This window comes from Asanoa ferruginea (assembly GCF_003387075.1).
Classification (GTDB): domain Bacteria; phylum Actinomycetota; class Actinomycetes; order Mycobacteriales; family Micromonosporaceae; genus Asanoa; species Asanoa ferruginea.
The window spans coordinates 644,319-662,041 of the sequence record NZ_QUMQ01000001.1 but is presented as its reverse complement, the minus strand read 5'-3'; the positions used below and the strand labels follow the sequence as shown (position 1 = coordinate 662,041).

The window sequence follows — 17,723 nt, the reverse complement described above, 5'->3', positions numbered from 1 at the left end:
GCTGCTTGGCCACGTGCCCGCCTTTCGCGGGGCCTGATCCTCGTTCTTCCGCCTCGCTCACCGGGCACTCGCGGCACAGCCGGATAAGGAGTCAGAGTCGTGAAGAAGCTGATCAACGCGCCCGACGGCGTGCTCACCGACGCGCTCATCGGGTTCGCGGCCGCGTACCCGGACCTGACGGTCAACCTCGAGGACCGGTATATCTCCCGCGGACCGACGGCGGGCAAAGTCGGGCTGGTCTCCGGCGGCGGCTCGGGCCACGAACCGCTGCACGGCGGCTTCGTCGGCTACGGCATGCTCGACGCCGCCTGCCCGGGCGAGATCTTCACCTCACCGGTGCCCGACCAGTTGCTGGCCGCCACCAACGCGGTCGACGGTGGCAACGGCGTGCTGCACATCGTCAAGAACTACACCGGCGACGTGCTCAACTTCCAGATGGCCGCCGAGCTGGCCGGCGACGACGGCACACCGGTCGAGACCGTCCTGGTCAACGACGACGTCGCGGTGGAGAACAGCACCTACACCGCCGGCCGGCGGGGCACCGGCGGCACGGTCTTCGTCGAGAAGATCGTCGGAGCGGCCGCCGAGCGCGGCGCCGACCTTGCCGCCGCCGCGGCGGTCGGCCGCGAGGTCAACGAGCGCTCCCGGTCGTTCGGCGTGGCGCTGAGCGCCAACGTCATCCCGGCCACCGGCAAGCCCGGCTTCGAGCTCGGCGACACCGAGATCGAGCTGGGTGTCGGCATCCACGGCGAGCCCGGCCGCCAGCGTGGCCCGATCACCACCGCCCGCGAGATCGCCGGCTTCGCGCTGGATGCGATCCACGCCGACATGCCGCTCTCCGGCGACGTCATGGTGATGGTCAACGGCCTGGGCGGCACCCCGTTGATCGAGCTGTACGTCGTCTACGCCGCCGTCGCCGAGTGGCTGGAGGGGCACGGCGCCACCATCACCCGCAACCTGGTCGGCAACTACATCACCAGCCTGGAGATGGCCGGCTGCTCGATCACCGTGGCCCGGATGACCCCGGACCTCACCGAGCTGTGGGACTTCCCGGTGCAGACGCCGGCTCTGCGGTGGGGTCGTTGATGGACACCGGCGACTTTCGCGCGTGGGTGCGCGAGTCCAGCCGGCTGATCACGGAGCAGGCCGGTGAGCTGACCGAACTCGACGCGGCGATCGGCGATGGTGACCACGGCATCAACCTGCGCCGCGGTTTCCAGGCCGCCGTCGAGATGCTCGACGACGCGGAGGCCAACACCCCGGGCACCGTGCTGACGACGGTCGGCCGGGGGTTGATCAGCAAGACCGGCGGGGCGTCGGGCCCGCTCTACGGGACCGCGTTCCGCCAGGCCGGCAAGTCGCTGGGCGACGTCACCGACGTCGACGCCGCCCGGCTCGGCGGCGCGCTGGAGGCCGCCTTCAACGGGATCCAGCAACTCGGCGCCGCGCGCGAGGGCGACAAGACGATTCTCGACGCGCTCGGCCCGGCCGTCACCGCCTACCAGGTCGCCGTGGAGAAGGGCGGCGACCTGGCGGCGGCCACCCGCGCGGCCGCGGAAGCGGCGGATCGCGGTCGACACGAGACGGGTCCGATGCTGGCCCGCAAGGGCCGGGCGAGCTATCTCGGCGAGCGGAGCATCGGTCACGAGGACCCGGGCGCCACGTCGACCGCGTTGATCCTGAATGCGCTGGCCACCGTGGCCGCTGGCGAGGCCTCGTGACCGCGGTCGCCCACCGGTGGTCCGGCCAGGGCGTCGCGCCGGGAACCGCCGTCGCCGGTTCGTGGCGGGCCGACCGGCCGCTGCCGGCCGGCGCCGTCGACATCGGCCCGGCCGAGGTGGAGGCGGCGTTCGCGGCCGTCGCCGCCGACCTCGAACAGGTCGCCGAGCGGGTACGCGCACAGGGCCGCACCGCCGCGGCCGACATCGTGGCGGTCGGCGCGCTGATCGCCGCCGACCCCGATCTGCTCGACTCGGCGAAGCAGGCCGCGGAGACCGACCCACCGCTGCCGGCGGTGCGCGACGCGGTCGAGGCGTACGCCGTCATTCTCGACTCCCTTCCGGACGACGCCCTGCGCGAGCGCGCCGCCGACGTGCGCCAGGTCGGCCGCCGGGTGCTGGAACGGCTGGCTGGTGGCCGCGGTGGCCCGGCCGGTGACCGGTTCGTGCTGGTGGCCGGCGAACTCGGCCCGGCCGACCTGATCGAGCACCTCGGCGAGGGCCTGGTCGGCGCGGTCGCGGTGCGTGGCGGTGCCAACTCGCACGCGGCGATCGTGGCCCGCTCGGTCGGCCTCCCGCTGGTGATGGGCGTCGACGCCGAAGTGCTCGACCTGCCCGACGCGACCGACCTGCTGGTCGACGCCGACGCCGGCGCGGTGGTGGCCGAGCCGTCGGCCGCCGAGGTCGACCGCACCGAGGCGGCGTCGGCCCGCGCGGTCGAGCGCCGCGCGCTGCTCGCCGCCGAGCGCGGCCTGCCGCACGTCACCGCCGACGGCGTGGCGTTCGGCCTCTACTGCAACGTCGCGTCCGATGTGGAGGTTCGGCTCGGCCTCGACAGCGGCGCGGTCGGGGTCGGCCTGGTGCGCACCGAGATTCCGTTCATGGCCGCCGACCGCTGGCCGGACGAGGCCGAGCACCGGAGGGCGCTGGCGCCACTGCTCGCCGAGGCGAGCGGGACACAGGTGACCGCCCGGCTGCTCGACTTCGCCAACGACAAGATCCCGCCGTTCCTGGCCGGTGAGCCGGCCGGCCTGCCGGCGCTGCTCGGCAATCCCGACGCGCTCAACGCGCAGGTCCGGGCCATGCTCGCCACCGGCCGCGACGTCGACCTGCGGATCATGGTGCCGATGGTCACCAGCGCCGGGGAGATGGCGCCGGTGCGGGCCGCGGCACAGGCGGCGGCGGCCGACCTCGACCTGCCGGTCCCGCCGGTCGGCGCGATGGTCGAGACGGTGGCCGCGGTCGACATCGTCGACGCGCTCGGCCAGGCCGTCGACTTCTTCTCGATCGGCAGCAACGACCTGACGGCCGAGGTGCTGGACCTGAGCCGGGTCGACCCGCGGGCGCGCACCGAGTTGGCCGCGCACCCCCGGGTGCTGGAGATGATCGGCCGGGTGGCCGCGGCCGCCGACCGGGCCGGCCTGTCGCTGACCGTGTGCGGTGACGCGGGTTCGCACCCGACCACGCTGCCCTTGCTGATCGGCGCCGGCGTGCGCTCGGTCAGCGTCGCGGTGGCGCGGGTCGACGAGACCCGCTGGCGGATGCGCCGCCTCGACACCGGGCAGTGCCGCACGCTGTATGACGACGCGCTGCGCCTGGCCGATGCCGGGGAAGTCGCGCAGTTGGTGAACGAGCGGATCGAGGTGGCCGTACCGTGACCGAAGGCCTGGGACTCGTGGGCATCGTGCTGATCTCGCACAGCGCCGCACTCGCCGAGGGCGCGGCCGAGTTGGCGCAGCAGATCGCCGGCGGCGCGACGGTGGTGCCGGCCGGCGGCATCGAAGACGGTGGGCTGGGCACCAGCACCGACCGGATCGAGGCGGCGATCGAAGACGCCGACGCCGGTTCGGGCGTGCTGCTGATCCCCGACCTGGGCAGCGCGGTGCTGAGCGCCCGGGCCGTGCTGGCCGACCTGGCCGGTGAGACCACCGCCCGGTTGGTCGACGCGCCGTTCGTGGAGGGCGCGGTGGCCGCCGCCGTCGCCGCCGGCAGCGGGGCCGACCTGGACGCGGTCGCCCAGGCCGCCGAGGAGGCGCGCGATGCCACCAAGTTCTGAGGACAACGACGCTCTCGCGGAGCGCTCGGTGCGGCTGCCCAAGCCGCTGCATGCCCGGCCCGCGGGCCAGTTGGCCAAGCTCGCCGGGCAGCACAAGGAGAACACCATCGAGTTGGTCGCGGGCGAGAAGAAGGCCAACGCCCGCAGCGTGCTCGCCGTGATGGCGATGGGCGCGGTGACCGGCACCGAGGTGGCGGTGACGGTCACCGGGCCCGACGCGCCGGCCGTGGCCGACGCGGTCGCCGAGATCCTGACCAGCGAAGAAGCGGCTAACGCCTAGAGCTTGAACCCGGTCAGGTGCCAGCGGCCCAGGTTGGCCACCACGAGTTCCCGGCCGCGGAACGCCAGATTGGTCGGGTGGCACAGCAGGTGCGCGGTCTCGTCGTGTGCGAACACCTCGACCCGACCGGGCGCCGGGATCCGGAGCACCGCGCTCGGCTCGTACGCGCCGACAAAGAGCGTGCCGTCCGCGTCGACCGCCAGACCGTCCACAATGAACCCCGGCGTTTCCGCGTAGGTGCGGGCCGGTCCGGCCGGGCGGCCGTCGGCGCCGACGTCGATCGCCGCCACCCGATAGCCCCACGACTCGGCGACGTAGAGCGTGCGGTGGTCGGGGCTCCACGCGAGCCCGTTGGCGAAGTTGAGCGGCTCGTCGAGCCACACCTCGCCCCGCCCGTCCGGGTCGTAGCGCAGCAGGCCCACCCGCGGCTCGCCGGCCCGGCCGCTGTCCGACACCAGCAGGCCGCCGTCCGGCATCAGCACCGGATAGTTGGGGTTGACCAGCGGGTGGCCGGGAATGTCGGCGCCGAACCGGGCCAGCGTCCCGGTCGCCAGGTCGAGCCGCCAGAGGCCGGGCAGCGCCAGGTCGCACGCGTAGAGCGCGTCCGGGCCCAGCGCCAGACCGAGCAGGAAGCCCCCCGTCGAGGCCACCTCCTCGATCCGGTCACCGTCGATCCGGTAGATCTGCCCGCCCTCCCCGCCGCACCACAGCGCGCCGTCGGGTGCCACCACGACGCACTCGGCGTGGTCGAGCCGCGGCTTGCTGAGCAGCCCGTCGAAGAGCGTGTAGGGCTCGGGCGCGTCGGGGTGCAGCCTCACGACAGCTCCACGTCGACGAAGCGCGGCCGGTAGATGCTCGCGTCCTTGTAGTGGTCGTCGTTGGCCAGCGTGTTCACGTTGTAGGTGAGCAGCAGCTTGCGGTCGGTGCTGTGCTCGGGGTGCAGGTGCGAGTTGTAGGTGATGATGTTCGGGTTGCCGTAGCTGCCGTTCGGCCCCGTCTCCGGGGTTGTGTAGATGACCGTCTTGCCGGTGAACGGCCCGGTCGGCTGGTCCGACACGTAGGCGACGATCTTCGCGCTGAACAGCTCGGTGGTGTCGTGGGTGACCAGCAGATAGCGGCCGCGCCACGGTGTCACGCTGTATTCGTTGGCCACGCCGGTGAGCACCCGCTGCGAGGCGGTCGGGTCGGCCGACCAACCGTCGCCGCTCCAGAACTGCCAGGCGCCGCGCAGGTCGGTGCCGCGCACCCGGGCCACGTGCAGGTGCTTCTCGGCGCTGAGGTCCTCGACACCGTACACATAGGTGAATGCGCCGATCCGTTGCAGCCAGGCGGCCCAGCTGATGGTCGGCGGCAGCGAGGGGAGCGGGTGGTAGCTCACCGGCCGGTCGAGCCGGTCGGTGTCGACGCGGGCCAGCGCGGTGTTCACGTAGGCCAGGTCGAAGCCGCCGGGGCCGGTCTTCTCGTACTCGTTGACGACCTGCTGCCAGACGTTGCCGGTGACCAGGTTCGGGCCCATCCAATACCAGTTGCCCTCGGTCTGCGGCCGGAAGATGGCCGCCGGCTCGCCGTCGACGGTGCCCGTGACGGTCGACAGCTTGTTGCCACGCTGCACGATGACCGAGTTGTTGATGAACGGCGCGGTCAGCGGCCGGCCGCCGTCGGGGTTGACCGGGCCAAGGAACGTGTCCGAGAAGATCCAGATCTCCCGACCACCAGAGAGCTTCGCGGAGTACGTGCTGTCCGCGCCGGTCCAGCCGACACCGGTGTTGGCGTACGCGGTGAAAAGGTTGTTGAGCTTGGTGTTGGGGATTGCGGAGCGCACCACGGGCGGCGTTGGGGTTCTGGTCTTGGCGGCGGCGGGCGTGGCCGGCAGGGTGCCGAGGGCGGCCAGCCCGGCGGCGCCTCCGAGCAGGGTCCGACGGTTCATTCTTTCCTCCATCAGTTGCGACTACTGGGGGAGTGCGGCCGGGTTGACGGCGAGCAGGCCGCCGTCGACCCGGTATTCCGCGCCTGTCACGAACGAGGCGCGGTCGCTGGCGAGGAAGGCCACCACCTCGGCCACCTCGGAAGCGCGGGCGACCCGGCCGAGCGGATGCGTGCGGCCCCAACTGGCCACCGTCTGCTCGACCGTCGAGTCGCCCTTGTAGAGATCGGCCGCCCAGCGGAGCATGGGCGTGTCGACCGAGCCGGGACAGACCGCGTTGACCCGGATCCGGTCGGCGGCGTGGTCCAACGCCATCGACCGCACCAGCGCGTTGATGCCGGCCTTGCTGACCGCGTACGCGGCAACGCCCTGCTGCGAAACGTAGGCCTGCACCGACGAGACGGCGACGATCGCGCCGCCGCCGCGGGCCCGCAGGTGCGGCATGGCGGCCCGGCAGGTCAGGAACACGCCCTTGAGGTTGACGTCGAGCACCTCGGCCCAGAGCGCGTCGGAGGTCTCCTCGACCGTGCCGTAGCGCTGGATACCGGCACTGGTCACCACGATGTCGAGGCCGCCGAACCGGTCGACCGACCCGGCGACGAACCCCTCCACCGCCGCCGGGTCGGCCACGTCGATGACCGCGCCGGACACCCGGTCGCCGAAGCGGGCCGCCAGGGCCGCGACCGCGTCCTCCTCTCGACCGCAGAACGCCACGGTCGCGCCGCCGGCGACCAGCCTTTCGACGACCGCCGCGCCGATCCCGAGCGTGCCGCCGGTGACCAGCGCCACCTTCCCGTCGAACTCACCCATCGCAGATCACTCCCGTCGACCAGTTGAAGCGAAGTGTCGCGTGTGGAGCGAGGGTCAGTGCGGTGCCGTTCTCGACGGCGCGCGCGAGCCCCTCCGTCGGGTGGCTGGAGAACGGTTCCAGCCCGACCACGTAGGCCCGGCCCCACCACGGGTAGCCGGTGGTCGCGCCGAGTTCGTGCCAGAGCCACAGGTAGGGCAGCACGCTGGCGTCCCAGGTGACGCGGATGCCCGTGCCGTCGTTGGGATCGCGCAGCTCATACCAGCCGGTGTCGCCGAAACCGCTGAGATAGACGATCTCGCTGGGTTCACCGGGCTCCGGCACCACGCTCAGGTCGGCCTGGCCGCCGCCGGGCGTCGGCACGATGGGCCAGGTGTGCGGCCCGCCGGCGTGCACCGTCCGCCGCGGCGGGTTGATCGGCTCCGGATGCGGGTGCACCTGGATGCCGTCGGGAAGCGTGATCCGGTGGCCGGGCTTCAGGAACGGCTGGCCGTACGCCAGATGCTGTCCCCACATCGCCTCGACCGGCACCGGCGCGACGTTGGTCAGCTCCTCGTCGACCCACAGCGTCGGGTCGCCGGACCGCAGCCGGAGCACCTTGCTGAGGTGCAGCGGGGTGCGCCGGGCGGCCACGCTCAGCCGCACCGCGACCTCGTCCGGCTCGTCGACGAGCAACTCCGCGTCCCAGCGCAGCCCGGTCAACTCGGCGTGCTGGGCCAGCGCCGCGCCCCGGTGGCGGGCCGGCGCGCCGCCGTTGGGCAGCACCTCCTGCCAGCCGCCGGGATAGCTGTCGAGGAACGCGGCCACGTCGTCGGCCGCCGCGCCGCCCGCCGCCGGCGGCCGGACCGCGTCCGGCGCGAGCCAGACGTGGTCGAGGTCGCGCGGCTTGTGGTTGAACTCGACCACGTGCCCGCCGGTGAGCAGCACGGTCACCCGGAGCAGTTCGTTCTCCAGCACCACGGCCGGGTGGCCGTAGGCGGTGACCTCGTGCACCCGGGCTCCCCAGTTGCGGGCCGGGCGCCAGCGCCCGCTCACGTGGCGATCGCGGGATCGGCCCAACGCTCGTTGGGCACCAACGGATACCAGCCGGGGCGGGCCGGGTCCCGGTCGTAGGGATAGCCGCCCAGCTCTTTGTATAGCTCGGCGTATTCCGCCACCTTGGCGCGGTCGAGCGTGACACCGAGCCCGGGCCCGGACGGCACCGCGATCACACCGTCCTGATAGGACATCTTGCCGCCGGCGATGATGTCGTCGGTCAGGTGGTGGTAGTGCGCGTCCGCGGCGTAGGAGAGGTTGGGCAGCACGGCACCGAGGTGCAGCATCGTGGCGAGCTGGATGCCCAGCTCGCCGGAGGAGTGCACCGCGACGCCGAGCTGGAACGTCTCGCACACCGCCGCCGCCTTGACGCAGGCCCGGATCCCGCCCCAGAACGTGGTGTCCAGCAGGATCACGTCGACAGCGGGGTCCCGCACGTTCGTGGCGAGCTGCTCGAAGTTGACCACCACGGTGTTGGTCGCCAGGGGGATGCCGAGATCGCGCAATTGGCGTACGCCATTGAGCCCCCAGGTCGGATCTTCGTAGTAGTCGTTGGGCAGGTCCTTGATCGCCTCGCCGAACCGGCGCGCCTGGGCCACCGACAACGCGCCGTTCGGGTCGTAGCGGAACCGGTCGCCCGGCATCGCCTCGGCCAGCGCGCGATAGCCATCCAGCTCGAACTCCGGCGGGAAGACCCCACCCTTGAGCTTGTGCACGGTGAAGCCGTGCTCGGCCTTGAGCGCCAGCGCGTGCTCGACGAGCTGCTCGGCGGTGCGCACCTCGCCGGTACCGTCCGCGTTCGAGGTCCGGTAGAACAGGTAGGACGCGAACGGCACCCGATCGCGGATCCGGCCGCCGAGCAGGTCGTGCACCGGCACGTCGAGGTGCTGCCCGACCAGGTCGAGGCAGGCGAACTCGATCGCGGCGAGGAGCTGGATCCGGTTGTTGTAGAGGCTCGCCGTCGGGTTGGCGATGGCGAACCGCAGTGCTTCCAGGTTGACCGGGTCGTGGCCGACGAGATAGTCGCGAAGGCCGCGCACGGCGGCCTCCGCGCTCTCGCCGCCGCCACCCAGCTCGCCGAGGCCGACCAGGCCGTTGTCGGCCTCGACCTCGACGATCGTGCGCACGAACCGGCCCCAGTGGGCGCCGCTCGCGTGCCGCAGCGGCGCTTCGAGCGGCACGGTCACGGTGGTCGCCCGGATGTCGACGATCTTCATTGCGGTCAGGCCTCCGACCGGTCGACCGAGACGGCGACGAAGCCGCCCGGCGGCACCGGGATCTGGACTGTGCCTTCGGTGACGTCCACCGGCACCTGATCGCGTTCCAGGCTGGTGCCGACCGCGGCGGCGGTCATCCGCTCTATCCCGAGTGTCACGGTGACCGGCTCCGCGGCCGTCGACGCGAGGTAGACGACCAGGTCGTGGCCCCGCCGCGACGGGCCGAACCCGGCGACCCGGATCAGCGGGTGGTCGACCGTTGCCCAGCGGTGCACCGGCGGGGCCAGGGGTGCCTCGGCCCCGCCGGTGACCGGTGCGGCCACGAACGGGTCGGCCAGCCCCGCCGCGGCCGCGGCGCCGAGCTCGCGCGGGTCCGCACCCGAGCGCGACGCGATGGCGTACTGGAACGTGGTCTCGCCCTGCTGTTGCGCGGGGAAGTTGGTGTCCCAGATGTTGTTGAGCGCCCAGGAGTAGACGGTGCCAGGCTCGGCCGGCTTCGGCTTGACGGTCGGCGGGAACGGCGCGTAGGGCAGGAACAGGTCGCCGATCATCGCCAGCGGCGCCTGAAGCGTCGCCCACGCGGCGGTCAGCTCGCCGTCGTCGAACGCGATCCAGTGCCGGATCGGCGTCATGTGCTGTGCGGCGCCCGGCACGGTCGGCACATCGGGGCCGCCGACGCCACCGGTCAGCTCCCACGCCACCGGTGCCGGCAGCGCGAACGGGAACGCGAAGAACACGCTCTCCTTGGCGGGGGTGCCGTCCTTCTCCATCCGGTTGGTGATGTCGACCCGCGGCACGCCGTAGGTCACGCTGATCGTGCTGCGCAGCCAGCCGGTGCCCTCGGCGTCGAGCTCGATCTCCAGCGTCTCGCCGACCGCGGTCCGCTGTGCCCGCACGATCGACGGCCGCCGCCCGATCGAGCGGCCGCCGAGCAGCGTCAGGTGCTCGTCGGTGGCCTCGATGTGGCCGGTCAGGTGGTTGATGTGCGGCGCGGTCGAATACTTGTCGTAGACATACTGGTTGAGGCCGGCGTAGGCGTCGCGGTTGACCAGCTCGCGCCCGGCCCGCTTGTCGAAGACCGAGACGATCGAGCCGTCCGTGGGGTCGACGTCGACCCGGTAGAACTCGTTCTGCACCTGCCAGGTCTGGCCGAGGTCGATCGGGCTCTGCGCCTTCTCGGTCGCGGCGACCACGTCGAACCGGACGTGACCGGTGGCCGGCACGTCGGCGGCCACGAAGCTGACCCAGCGCCCGCCCGGCCGGGTCGGCCAGTCAATCGGGTTCTGCTCCTCCTCGTGGTGTGGCACCACGGCGCCGCTGCGTGGGTCCACGATGGACAACGACGTCTCGAACGGCACGGTGCTGGCCGGCACGAAGACGGTGGCCAGGTCGGTGCGGTCGGCCTGGCCGAGGTTGGTCACCAGGTAGGCGGCCAGCGTGCCGTCGGGCGCGGCGAACCGGGCACCGAGCCGGTGCGCGCCGGCCCGGCGCAGGTCCTCCGCGTCGTCGGCGGCCGAGTAGGCCATCTCGCACTTGCGGGCCCACTGCATGCCGCCCGAGTCGAAGCCGTCCTCGTGGTCGTGCCACGGGTTGGCGGCGCCCCAGGTGTGCTCGTCGAACAGGCCGAGCTTGTCGTAGATCGCCTCGACCGCGGGCGCCGCCTCACCGGCCGCGCCGGCGAGCTGGTGCAGCGTCTCCGCGTGTCGCACGGCGTGCTGCGCCTTGCGCGCGTAGCCCAGCGGGCGGGCACCGGAGCCCAGGCCGTCGGCCCACCAGTCGGTCCAGTCGCCCTCGTGCTCCTCGATCCGGTCGCCGAAGCGCTGCTGCGCCTCCTCGAAGAACTCGGTGTTGGTGGCCATCCGCAGCTTCGGGTACGCGTACGCCTCGTTCCAGGCCCGCACGATCGACGGCGGGAGGATCGACGGGCCGGCGTTGTCGGCGTTGCCGCCCTGCACCCGCAGGTGCAGCAGGTCGTGCGGGTAGGGCTTCTTGGTCAGCCCCTCGACGTCGAGCACGCTCCAGCCGAACGCCTCCGAGCCGTAGGGGACCGGCTTGTTGGCGACCTGGTGCAGATAGCCGGGCAGCAGGTCCACGGACGCCGCGAAGCTCTCGGCGAGACCGACGACGTTGCCCTCCATGTAGGCCATGCCGTGCGAGCTGTCGGTGAACCAGACCAGCACCCGGTTGCCGGCCGGCGACCGCCACCAGAACGGGCGGCCGAGGTCCTGGCCACCGGTCAGGAACGGCACCGAGCGGCCGGCCCAGTTGTGCGCCGCCGACAGGTAGCGCACGCCGCTCGCGGCGAGCGCGTCGACGAAACCGACCACCGCGCCCGGCACGTCGGTGTGCATCGCCGAGGTGACCGGGATCCCGTGCCGGTCGCGCAACTCGTCGGTGAAGCGCAGCATCCGGTGCAGCTCCTCGACCGAGCAGGCCTCGGTGTGCAGCTGGAACGGCATCGCGGTGACCTCGATGCGGCCCTGCTTGACCAGCTCGATGAAGCGGGCGACGGCAGCGTCGTCGCGCGACTCCAGCCACCGCTGCACCGGCAGCGCCGACTCGACCGTCCAACGGAACTTCGCGTCGTCGGGCCACTCGTCGGTGGTCGTCGACAGCTCGACTGCCGAGTCGAGATAGTCGAGGTGGTGCCGGAGCACCACGCCCTGCCGGTCGGTGTAGCCGATGTCGAGATGCGAGTGGTGCATGACGTGCACGGTGAACTTGCGCTGGGGCTCGACGGTGAACCGGCCCGACAGGCCGGCGACCTCGATGGTCACCTCACGCGGCGCGGTCACCTCGGGCAGCCACAGGTCGATCCGGCCGGCCTCGACGGTGCCGGAGTCGACGACCCGGTCGCCGTCGGCGAGGGTGGCGGTGCCACCGCTGCCGCCCTGCACGGTCACCCGCACCGCTTGGCGCAGGCCCTTTCCGTCGTCGCGGATGTCATTGCGGAACAGCGGCAGGGCCGCCGCCGTCACGGTCACGCCATCGCGCTCCGCGACGGTCGCCGTGCCCGCGGCCCGCAGGGTCGCGCGCATGTCCTCATAGCCAGGCGAGCCGAGTCGGGCGCGCAGCAAACGGCTGGTCATGCTGTCCTTCCTAAGGTTCTCAGAACTGGCCCAGGGCAAGGCCGCGGGCGAACATCCGTTGGGCGGCCAGGAAGACCGCGACGGTGGGCAACGACATGACCAGCCCGGCGGCGAGCAGCACGGGCACCGAGCTTCCGGCGTACGCGCTGGACAGCGCCGACAGTGCGGTCATCACCGGCCGCACCGGGTCGCTCTGCGAGAGGGTCAGGCCGAAGAGCAGGTCGTTCCAGATGAACGCGAACTCCAGGATGAAGACCGCGCCCAACGCCGGCAGCGCCAGCGGGAAATAGATCTTGCGGAAGATGTGCCAGGTCGACGCGCCCTCGACCCGGGCCGCCTCGAACATCTCGTAGGCGATGCCGGTGAAGAAGTTGCGCATCACGAACGCGGCGAGCGGGATGCTGACCGCGGTGTAGATGAGCACCAGCCCGACCCGGCGGTCGTAGAGGTCGGCCCAGCTGTAGCCGAGGAACAGCGGGATCAGCAGCATCTGGGTGGGGAACACGGTGCCGCCGAAGAGCAGCAGGAACCACCAGAAGCCGGCGCGCAGGCGGAGCACGACGATCGCGTACCCGGCCATCGCTCCGATCACGACGGCCAGGGCCGGCCCGGTGACGCTGTAGAGCGCGGTGCTGCCGATGCTCTGGCCCAGCCCCACCGTGTCCCACGCGTCGCGCAAGTTGGCGAACAGGCCGAAGCTCTTGTCGGGCACCCAGATCTTGTCGGCGTCGTAGGCGTCGGTCGACTTGAAAGCGTTGACCAGCAACAGGTAGACCGGGATCAGCCAGACCAGACCGAGCACGGCCAGCGTGCCGCGGCGGGCCACCCAGCCCAGCTTGCTCTCCTTCATCGCAGCTTCTCCTGTCCGCGGATCTGGAAGCGCAGGTAGGCGATCGTGACCGCGCCGGTGACCAGGGTGAGCACCAGCGCCACGGCCGAGCCGTAGCCGTAGTCGCCGGAGACGAAGGCGTCGCGATACATGGTCACGGCGAGGGTCTCCGAGGACCGACCCGGGCCGCCCTGCGTGGTGACCCAGACGATGTCAAACGTCTTGAGGCTGGCCACCAGCGACAACCCGACGACCACCGTGGTCAGCGGGGCCAGCAGCGGCCAGGTGATGTGCCGGAACATCTTCCAGCCGCTGGCGCCGTCGAGCCGGGCCGCCTCGAGAGGTTGCACCGGGATCGACTGGAGACCGACCAGGAACAGCAGCGCGTTGACCCCGCTCTGTTGCCAGGTCATCGCGACGATCATCGCGATCGTGTTGTAGGGCGCCTGCTGTAGGAACGAGATGTCGGCACCCGGCAGGTGCAGGAAGTGCAGCAGGTCGTTGGCCGCGCCGTCGCTCTGGAGGATGAAACCCCAGATCACACCCAGACCCGCACCTGAGAGGGCGTACGGGAGCATGAAGGGCAACCGCAGCAGCGTGCCGCCCCTGATGCCGAAGCTGAGCAGCGCGATCAGCAGGCCGATGGCGACCGGCACGATCGTGGTGCCGACCACCCAGAACAGCGTGTTGCGGATCGAGGTGGTCAGTGCCGGGTCGTCGAGGAACTTCTTGAAGTTGTCCAGCGCCACCCACTTCGGCGAGGTGAGCCCGTCGTAGTCGGTGAAGCTGTAGAAGATCGTGTAGAGGAACGGTGCGTAGAGAAGCACGGCGACGACGAGCACCGCGGGCGAGATGAACCCGAGCGCGCTCCAGCCGGTGCCCCGCTTTCTTCCTTTGGTGCTCGCCGTCGCCGTCATCAGTTGGACTTCCAGTAGTCGTCGGACGCCTTCTGGATCGTGTCGAGCTGCTTCTGGTAGCTGCCCGGGTCGACCATGAAGGCACCGAAGCCGTCCAGCGAGGCGGTCAGCACCGCCGGCGGCACCGCTTCGAAGTAGCGGTTGGCCAGCGTGTACTTGCCCTCACCGGCCTCCTTGTTGAGCTGGTTGAGGCCCGGGTCCTTGATCTGGACCTTCGGGTTGGCCGAGACGTCGCCGCGGCTGTTGGCCCACTGGTCCTGCGCGTCGGCGCCCATCCACCACTTCAGGAACTTGTTGCTGGCGTCCGGGTTGGGCGCCTTGGTCAGCGTGCAGAGCGGGCCGCTCTCGAACGCCACCGTGGTGTTGGGCAGGCTCGGCGTCACGTTGGGCACCACGAACGTGCCGTAGTCGCTGTCCGGCTTCATGCCCTGGGTGGTCATGTTGGTGTTGAACCAGGTGCCGAAGAGCCCCATCGCGACCTTGCCCGACTTGAGCATCACCTCGGGCTGGTCCTTGCTGCCCGGGTCGCTGAAGTAGCCCTTGTCCTCCATGGCCTTCCACTGCTGCATCACCGCGACCACCTTGGGGTCGGTGAACTTCGCCTTCCCCGTCGCCAGGTCGTTGTAGAGCTGCGGGTCGGTGCCGATCAGCAGTTGCTGGAACCAGACGAAGCTGAACAGCACGGAGGTCTGGTAGAACGGCGTGACGCCCTTGGCCTTGAGCTTGTCGGCCGTCGACATCAGGTCGGCCCAGCTCGTCGGCGGCTGCACGCCGGCGTCGGTGAAGACCTTCTTGTTGTAGAACATCACCCAGTACGAGACGTTAGCCGGCACGCAGTATTGCTTGCCGTCGATCGTGTAGTAGGGCTCCAGCTCCTTGGACACGTCGCCGCTGGCGATCGCGTCACTCCACAGTGAACTGGTGTCGGCCACCTGGCCCGAGTCGACGATCTCCTTGAGCCGGCCGCCCGTACTCCAGGTGAACAGGTCCGGTTTGTTGTTGGTGCGGAACGAGGCCTTGATGAACGCCTCGTAGGTGGGCTCGTCGGTGTAGCCGACCGGCGTGACGCCGAGACCGATCTGCTCCTTCGACAGTTTGCCGACGCCTTCGAAGTAGGTCTTCCAGGCGCCCTTGTCGTTGTAGAGCTTGACCTCCGTCGCGTTGGAGGCCGACTTGTCGTCGCCACCTCCACCGCACGCGGTGAGGCCCAACGAGACCACGGCGAGGGCCGCGATCGCCAGGCGCCTGTGCCTGCTGGAGAGCCGTTTCACCGTTCCAACCTTTCGTCGATGTGTTGGGGGTCCGCCGGCTGGCGGAAGGAGGGCAGCCGGCGGTGTACGACGTCGGCCACGTCCTCGAGGTGTCGCCGCATCAGGCGCTGGGCGAGGGGTTCGTCGCCCGCGTCGATCGCGGCCAGGACGCTCCGGTGCTCCTCGTGATCGCGGGCCCGGTCGTCGAAGATGTGCAGGATCGCCCGCTGCTCGGCGGCGTGCACCGAGAGCAACGAGTCGAGCACTTCGTGCAGGATGCCGTGGCCACTGGCCAGGGCGACCTGTAGGTGGAAAGCGGTGTTCGCGTGGTGCAACTGGCCGTCGTCGCCGTCGAGGTGCTGCTCCGCCAGGTCGAGCAGTTCGTGCAGCCGGGCGGTCGAACCGGCGTCCCGGTTGCGGGCGGCGAGGCCGGCGAGGTAGGGCTCGATCAGCAGCCGCGCGTCGAGCAGTTGCGCGGCCTGGAGGCCACCGAGCGTCGGCGGGTTGGGATTGGCGATCACCACCCGGTCGAGCGCGGCCCGCACATACATGCCCGAGCCGTGCCGGATGTCGATCGCCCCGGTGGCCTGCAACTGACGCAGGGCCTCCCGGATCGTGGGGGTGGCAACGGCGAACCGCTCGGCGAGCACCCGCACCGCGGGCAGCCGGTCACCCGGCCCGAGACCGTCGGCACGGATGAGTTCGACGATCCGGGCGATGAGCGCGTCGGACAGGCTCGGCCGCAAACCAAGCTCCGCCCGCGTTCCCTCGACCGTCACGCCGCGGACCCCCTCATGTTTCCGTCCGGTTAAGTGGGCAAGAGACTAGATGACTTGCTCTCTAGCTGTCTAGAGGTCTACTCATGAGATGCCGCTGTTGCGTTGTCCTCGCGGTGGGTGACAATGTGGACCTGATGCGGCCGTGGAGGTCCTGGTGTCTTTGAGCGCAACGCCCGTGCACCGCCCCCGGCTGCTCGACGAGCTGACCGGCCGGATCCTGGCCCAGATCCGTGACGAGGGGTTGCGGCCCGGTGACCGGCTGCCGTCGTCACGCGAGCTGGCTTCGCGCTTCCTGGTGGCGGTGCCGACGGTGCGCGAGGCGTTACGCCGGCTCGAGGCGACCGGGGCGGTCGAGCTCCGGCACGGCTCCGGGGTCTACGTGAAGGCCGACGTCGCCCGCCTGATCATGGTCAACCCCAACCGGCTGGCCCTCGATCCCGGCGCGATCATCGACCTGCTGGAGGCGCGGGAGCTGATCGAGCCCCACCTGGCCGCTTCCGCCGCCCGCAACGCGACCGACGCGCAGCTCGCCGAGCTGACCGTGGCGTTCTCCCGCACGACCGAGGCGCTCGCCGAAGACCAGCGGTTGCACCAGGCCAACATGGGTTTCCACCGCACGATCGGCCGGCTGGCCGGCAACCGGGCGCTGGCCCAGGTGCTCGAGTCGCTGATCGACCTGCACGACGAGGAGCAGCGCCACATCCTCGACCTCTACGGCGACCGCGATCACGACCACCAGGTGCACGGCGCGATACTGGCCGCGGTGACCGGCCGCCGTCCCGAGAAGGCCCGCCGGTTGATGACCGACCACCTCCGCGATGTCCGGGTGGTGGTGACCGCCGCGCTGAACCCGGAGGGCGCATGACGTTCCATCCCAATCTCGACCCTGAGCTGGCTGCCTTTCTTTCGGCTTTGGATGCTCCGTTCGAAGAGTTGAGTTCGCGTTCTTACGCCGAGCTGTCGGCCGCTCGTGAGCCGTGGCTAGTGGAGCCCGCGGCGATGAGCGACCCGCGCGTGACGCACTCGGACTCGTTGGCCCGGTCGGTGCCTGTTCGGGTGTTCCGCCCGGTTGGGGTTTCCGGCCCGTTGCCTGGTTTGTTGTGGATCCACGGCGGCGGGCTGCTGGTCGGCAGCGCGCGCAGCGATGCGGCGCCGGTCGGCTACACCGCCGCCGCGCCCTGCGTGACCGTTTCGGTCGACTACCGGCTCGCGCCCGAGGACCCTTATCCCGCGCAGGTCGACGACTGTTACGCGGCGCTGAGCTGGTTCTTCGACAACGCCGCGGCGCTAGGTGTCGACCCGGCGCGGATCGCCATCGGCGGCGGCTCCGCGGGTGGCGGTTTGGCTGCGGCGACCGCGCTGCGTTGGCGGGACGCGGGCGGCCCTTCGCTGGCCTTCCAGATGCTGGTCGCGCCGATGCTCGACGACCGTGGCCGGACGGCGTCAAGCTCCGCGTTCGACGACCCGCGCCTCGGGTGGACCGCGTCGTCCAACCGCTACGCGTGGCGGGCGCTGCTCGGCGACGCGGCCGGCGGGCCGGATGTGTCGGAGTATGCGGCGCCGGCGCGGGCCACCGACCTGGCCGGCCTGCCGCCCACCTACCTGTGCGTGGGTGAGCTGGAGGTGTTCCGCGACGAGTGCGTCGACTATGCGGCGCGGCTGATGCGCGCGGGCGTGCCGACCGAGCTGCACGTCTTCCCGGGCGCCTTCCACGGCTGGGAGTTCTTCCCGTCGGCCGCGATCAGCCTGCGCTCGGTGGAGGAGCGGACGTCGTCGTTGCGTCGGGCTCTTTACCGATCGTGACCTTGCATACAAGTGCAC

Annotated in this window: 17 protein-coding genes; 7 read left to right on the top strand and 10 right to left on the bottom strand. The window is 71.0% G+C overall.

All coding sequences use genetic code 11. The features are described from left to right. Nucleotides 1–99: 99 nt before the first annotated feature. Genes dhaK through DFJ67_RS03210 form a run of 5 tightly spaced genes read left to right on the top strand, consistent with a single transcriptional unit; the run spans nucleotide 100 to nucleotide 4,054 of the window. Nucleotides 100–1,086: a dihydroxyacetone kinase subunit DhaK gene (gene dhaK, locus DFJ67_RS03230; protein WP_116066490.1), complete on the top strand. Its 987-nt coding sequence runs from the start codon at nucleotides 100–102 to the stop codon at nucleotides 1,084–1,086. Continuing rightward, on the top strand, nucleotides 1,086–1,721 hold the full coding sequence (dhaL, locus tag DFJ67_RS03225) for a dihydroxyacetone kinase subunit DhaL (protein WP_116066489.1): 636 nt from the start codon (nucleotides 1,086–1,088) through the stop codon (nucleotides 1,719–1,721). Before dhaK ends, dhaL begins: the two co-directional genes overlap by 1 nt. Next, the gene (locus DFJ67_RS03220; RefSeq protein ID WP_116066488.1) at nucleotides 1,718–3,376 is read left to right on the top strand and encodes a putative PEP-binding protein; all 1,659 of its coding nucleotides are present in this window, start codon (nucleotides 1,718–1,720) and stop codon (nucleotides 3,374–3,376) included. The genes dhaL and DFJ67_RS03220 overlap by 4 nt, the downstream gene beginning before the upstream one ends. Continuing rightward, nucleotides 3,373–3,774, top strand: coding sequence for a dihydroxyacetone kinase phosphoryl donor subunit DhaM (gene dhaM, locus DFJ67_RS03215; RefSeq protein WP_239096949.1), 402 nt, complete (start codon nucleotides 3,373–3,375; stop codon nucleotides 3,772–3,774). The genes DFJ67_RS03220 and dhaM overlap by 4 nt, the downstream gene beginning before the upstream one ends. Continuing rightward, the gene (locus DFJ67_RS03210) at nucleotides 3,758–4,054 is read left to right on the top strand and encodes an HPr family phosphocarrier protein (RefSeq protein ID WP_116066487.1); all 297 of its coding nucleotides are present in this window, start codon (nucleotides 3,758–3,760) and stop codon (nucleotides 4,052–4,054) included. Before dhaM ends, DFJ67_RS03210 begins: the two co-directional genes overlap by 17 nt. Here the strand turns inward: DFJ67_RS03210 and DFJ67_RS03205 are convergent. The 10 genes from DFJ67_RS03205 to DFJ67_RS03160 are packed head-to-tail and all read right to left on the bottom strand — an operon-like array spanning nucleotide 4,051 to nucleotide 15,902. Beyond that, nucleotides 4,051–4,872 carry an SMP-30/gluconolactonase/LRE family protein gene (locus DFJ67_RS03205; RefSeq protein ID WP_116066486.1) on the bottom strand — a complete coding sequence of 274 codons (822 nt, stop codon included), beginning with the start codon at nucleotides 4,870–4,872 and terminating at the stop codon, nucleotides 4,051–4,053. The two genes, DFJ67_RS03210 and DFJ67_RS03205, sit on opposite strands and share 4 nt — an antisense overlap. After that, nucleotides 4,869–5,981, bottom strand: a complete 1,113-nt coding sequence (locus DFJ67_RS03200; protein ID WP_116066485.1) for a DUF5005 domain-containing protein — start codon at nucleotides 5,979–5,981, stop codon at nucleotides 4,869–4,871. Before DFJ67_RS03200 ends, DFJ67_RS03205 begins: the two co-directional genes overlap by 4 nt. A 21-nt stretch (nucleotides 5,982–6,002) precedes the next feature. Then, nucleotides 6,003–6,788 (bottom strand): SDR family NAD(P)-dependent oxidoreductase, encoded by a 786-nt coding sequence (locus DFJ67_RS03195; RefSeq protein ID WP_116066484.1) that lies wholly within the window; start codon nucleotides 6,786–6,788, stop codon nucleotides 6,003–6,005. Beyond that, nucleotides 6,781–7,821 (bottom strand): DUF4432 family protein, encoded by a 1,041-nt coding sequence (locus DFJ67_RS03190; RefSeq protein WP_116066483.1) that lies wholly within the window; start codon nucleotides 7,819–7,821, stop codon nucleotides 6,781–6,783. The genes DFJ67_RS03195 and DFJ67_RS03190 overlap by 8 nt, the downstream gene beginning before the upstream one ends. Further along, on the bottom strand, nucleotides 7,818–9,038 hold the full coding sequence (locus DFJ67_RS03185) for an enolase C-terminal domain-like protein (RefSeq protein ID WP_116066482.1): 1,221 nt from the start codon (nucleotides 9,036–9,038) through the stop codon (nucleotides 7,818–7,820). The genes DFJ67_RS03190 and DFJ67_RS03185 overlap by 4 nt, the downstream gene beginning before the upstream one ends. Before the next feature lie 5 nt (nucleotides 9,039–9,043). Beyond that, nucleotides 9,044–12,127: a glycoside hydrolase family 38 N-terminal domain-containing protein gene (locus tag DFJ67_RS03180; protein ID WP_116066481.1), complete on the bottom strand. Its 3,084-nt coding sequence runs from the start codon at nucleotides 12,125–12,127 to the stop codon at nucleotides 9,044–9,046. Between the two features lie 19 nt (nucleotides 12,128–12,146). Further along, complete coding sequence (locus tag DFJ67_RS03175) at nucleotides 12,147–12,977, bottom strand: carbohydrate ABC transporter permease (protein WP_239096950.1); 831 nt, start codon at nucleotides 12,975–12,977, stop codon at nucleotides 12,147–12,149. After that, nucleotides 12,974–13,873, bottom strand: a complete 900-nt coding sequence (locus tag DFJ67_RS03170; RefSeq protein ID WP_116066480.1) for a carbohydrate ABC transporter permease — start codon at nucleotides 13,871–13,873, stop codon at nucleotides 12,974–12,976. The genes DFJ67_RS03175 and DFJ67_RS03170 overlap by 4 nt, the downstream gene beginning before the upstream one ends. Next, entirely contained in the window at nucleotides 13,873–15,144 is a 1,272-nt protein-coding gene (locus DFJ67_RS03165; protein ID WP_116066479.1) for an ABC transporter substrate-binding protein, read from the bottom strand. The genes DFJ67_RS03170 and DFJ67_RS03165 overlap by 1 nt, the downstream gene beginning before the upstream one ends. Further along, nucleotides 15,141–15,902: a FadR/GntR family transcriptional regulator gene (locus DFJ67_RS03160; RefSeq protein WP_116066478.1), complete on the bottom strand. Its 762-nt coding sequence runs from the start codon at nucleotides 15,900–15,902 to the stop codon at nucleotides 15,141–15,143. Before DFJ67_RS03160 ends, DFJ67_RS03165 begins: the two co-directional genes overlap by 4 nt. A 154-nt stretch (nucleotides 15,903–16,056) precedes the next feature. Between DFJ67_RS03160 and DFJ67_RS03155 the strand changes: the two genes are divergently transcribed. Further along, the gene (locus tag DFJ67_RS03155) at nucleotides 16,057–16,767 is read left to right on the top strand and encodes a FadR/GntR family transcriptional regulator (RefSeq protein ID WP_116075561.1); all 711 of its coding nucleotides are present in this window, start codon (nucleotides 16,057–16,059) and stop codon (nucleotides 16,765–16,767) included. A gap of 134 nt (nucleotides 16,768–16,901) precedes the next feature. Next, a complete protein-coding gene (locus DFJ67_RS03150) occupies nucleotides 16,902–17,705 on the top strand; it encodes an alpha/beta hydrolase (RefSeq protein WP_239096951.1) in 804 nt (267 codons plus the stop codon). Nucleotides 17,706–17,723: the final 18 nt, after the last annotated feature.

Excerpts from the sequence above, each read along its gene's own strand:
- dhaL (WP_116066489.1), top strand. The coding sequence starts at position 1,086 with ATGGACACCGGCGACTTTCGCGCGTGGGTGCGCGAGTCCAGCCGGCTG.
- DFJ67_RS03210 (WP_116066487.1), top strand. The coding sequence starts at position 3,758 with ATGCCACCAAGTTCTGAGGACAACGACGCTCTCGCGGAGCGCTCGGTG.
- DFJ67_RS03200 (WP_116066485.1), bottom strand. The coding sequence starts at position 5,981 with ATGAACCGTCGGACCCTGCTCGGAGGCGCCGCCGGGCTGGCCGCCCTC.
- DFJ67_RS03195 (WP_116066484.1), bottom strand. The coding sequence starts at position 6,788 with ATGGGTGAGTTCGACGGGAAGGTGGCGCTGGTCACCGGCGGCACGCTC.
- DFJ67_RS03185 (WP_116066482.1), bottom strand. The coding sequence starts at position 9,038 with ATGAAGATCGTCGACATCCGGGCGACCACCGTGACCGTGCCGCTCGAA.
- DFJ67_RS03180 (WP_116066481.1), bottom strand. The coding sequence starts at position 12,127 with ATGACCAGCCGTTTGCTGCGCGCCCGACTCGGCTCGCCTGGCTATGAG.
- DFJ67_RS03175 (WP_239096950.1), bottom strand. The coding sequence starts at position 12,977 with ATGAAGGAGAGCAAGCTGGGCTGGGTGGCCCGCCGCGGCACGCTGGCC.
- DFJ67_RS03170 (WP_116066480.1), bottom strand. The coding sequence starts at position 13,873 with ATGACGGCGACGGCGAGCACCAAAGGAAGAAAGCGGGGCACCGGCTGG.
- DFJ67_RS03150 (WP_239096951.1), top strand. The coding sequence starts at position 16,902 with ATGAGCGACCCGCGCGTGACGCACTCGGACTCGTTGGCCCGGTCGGTG.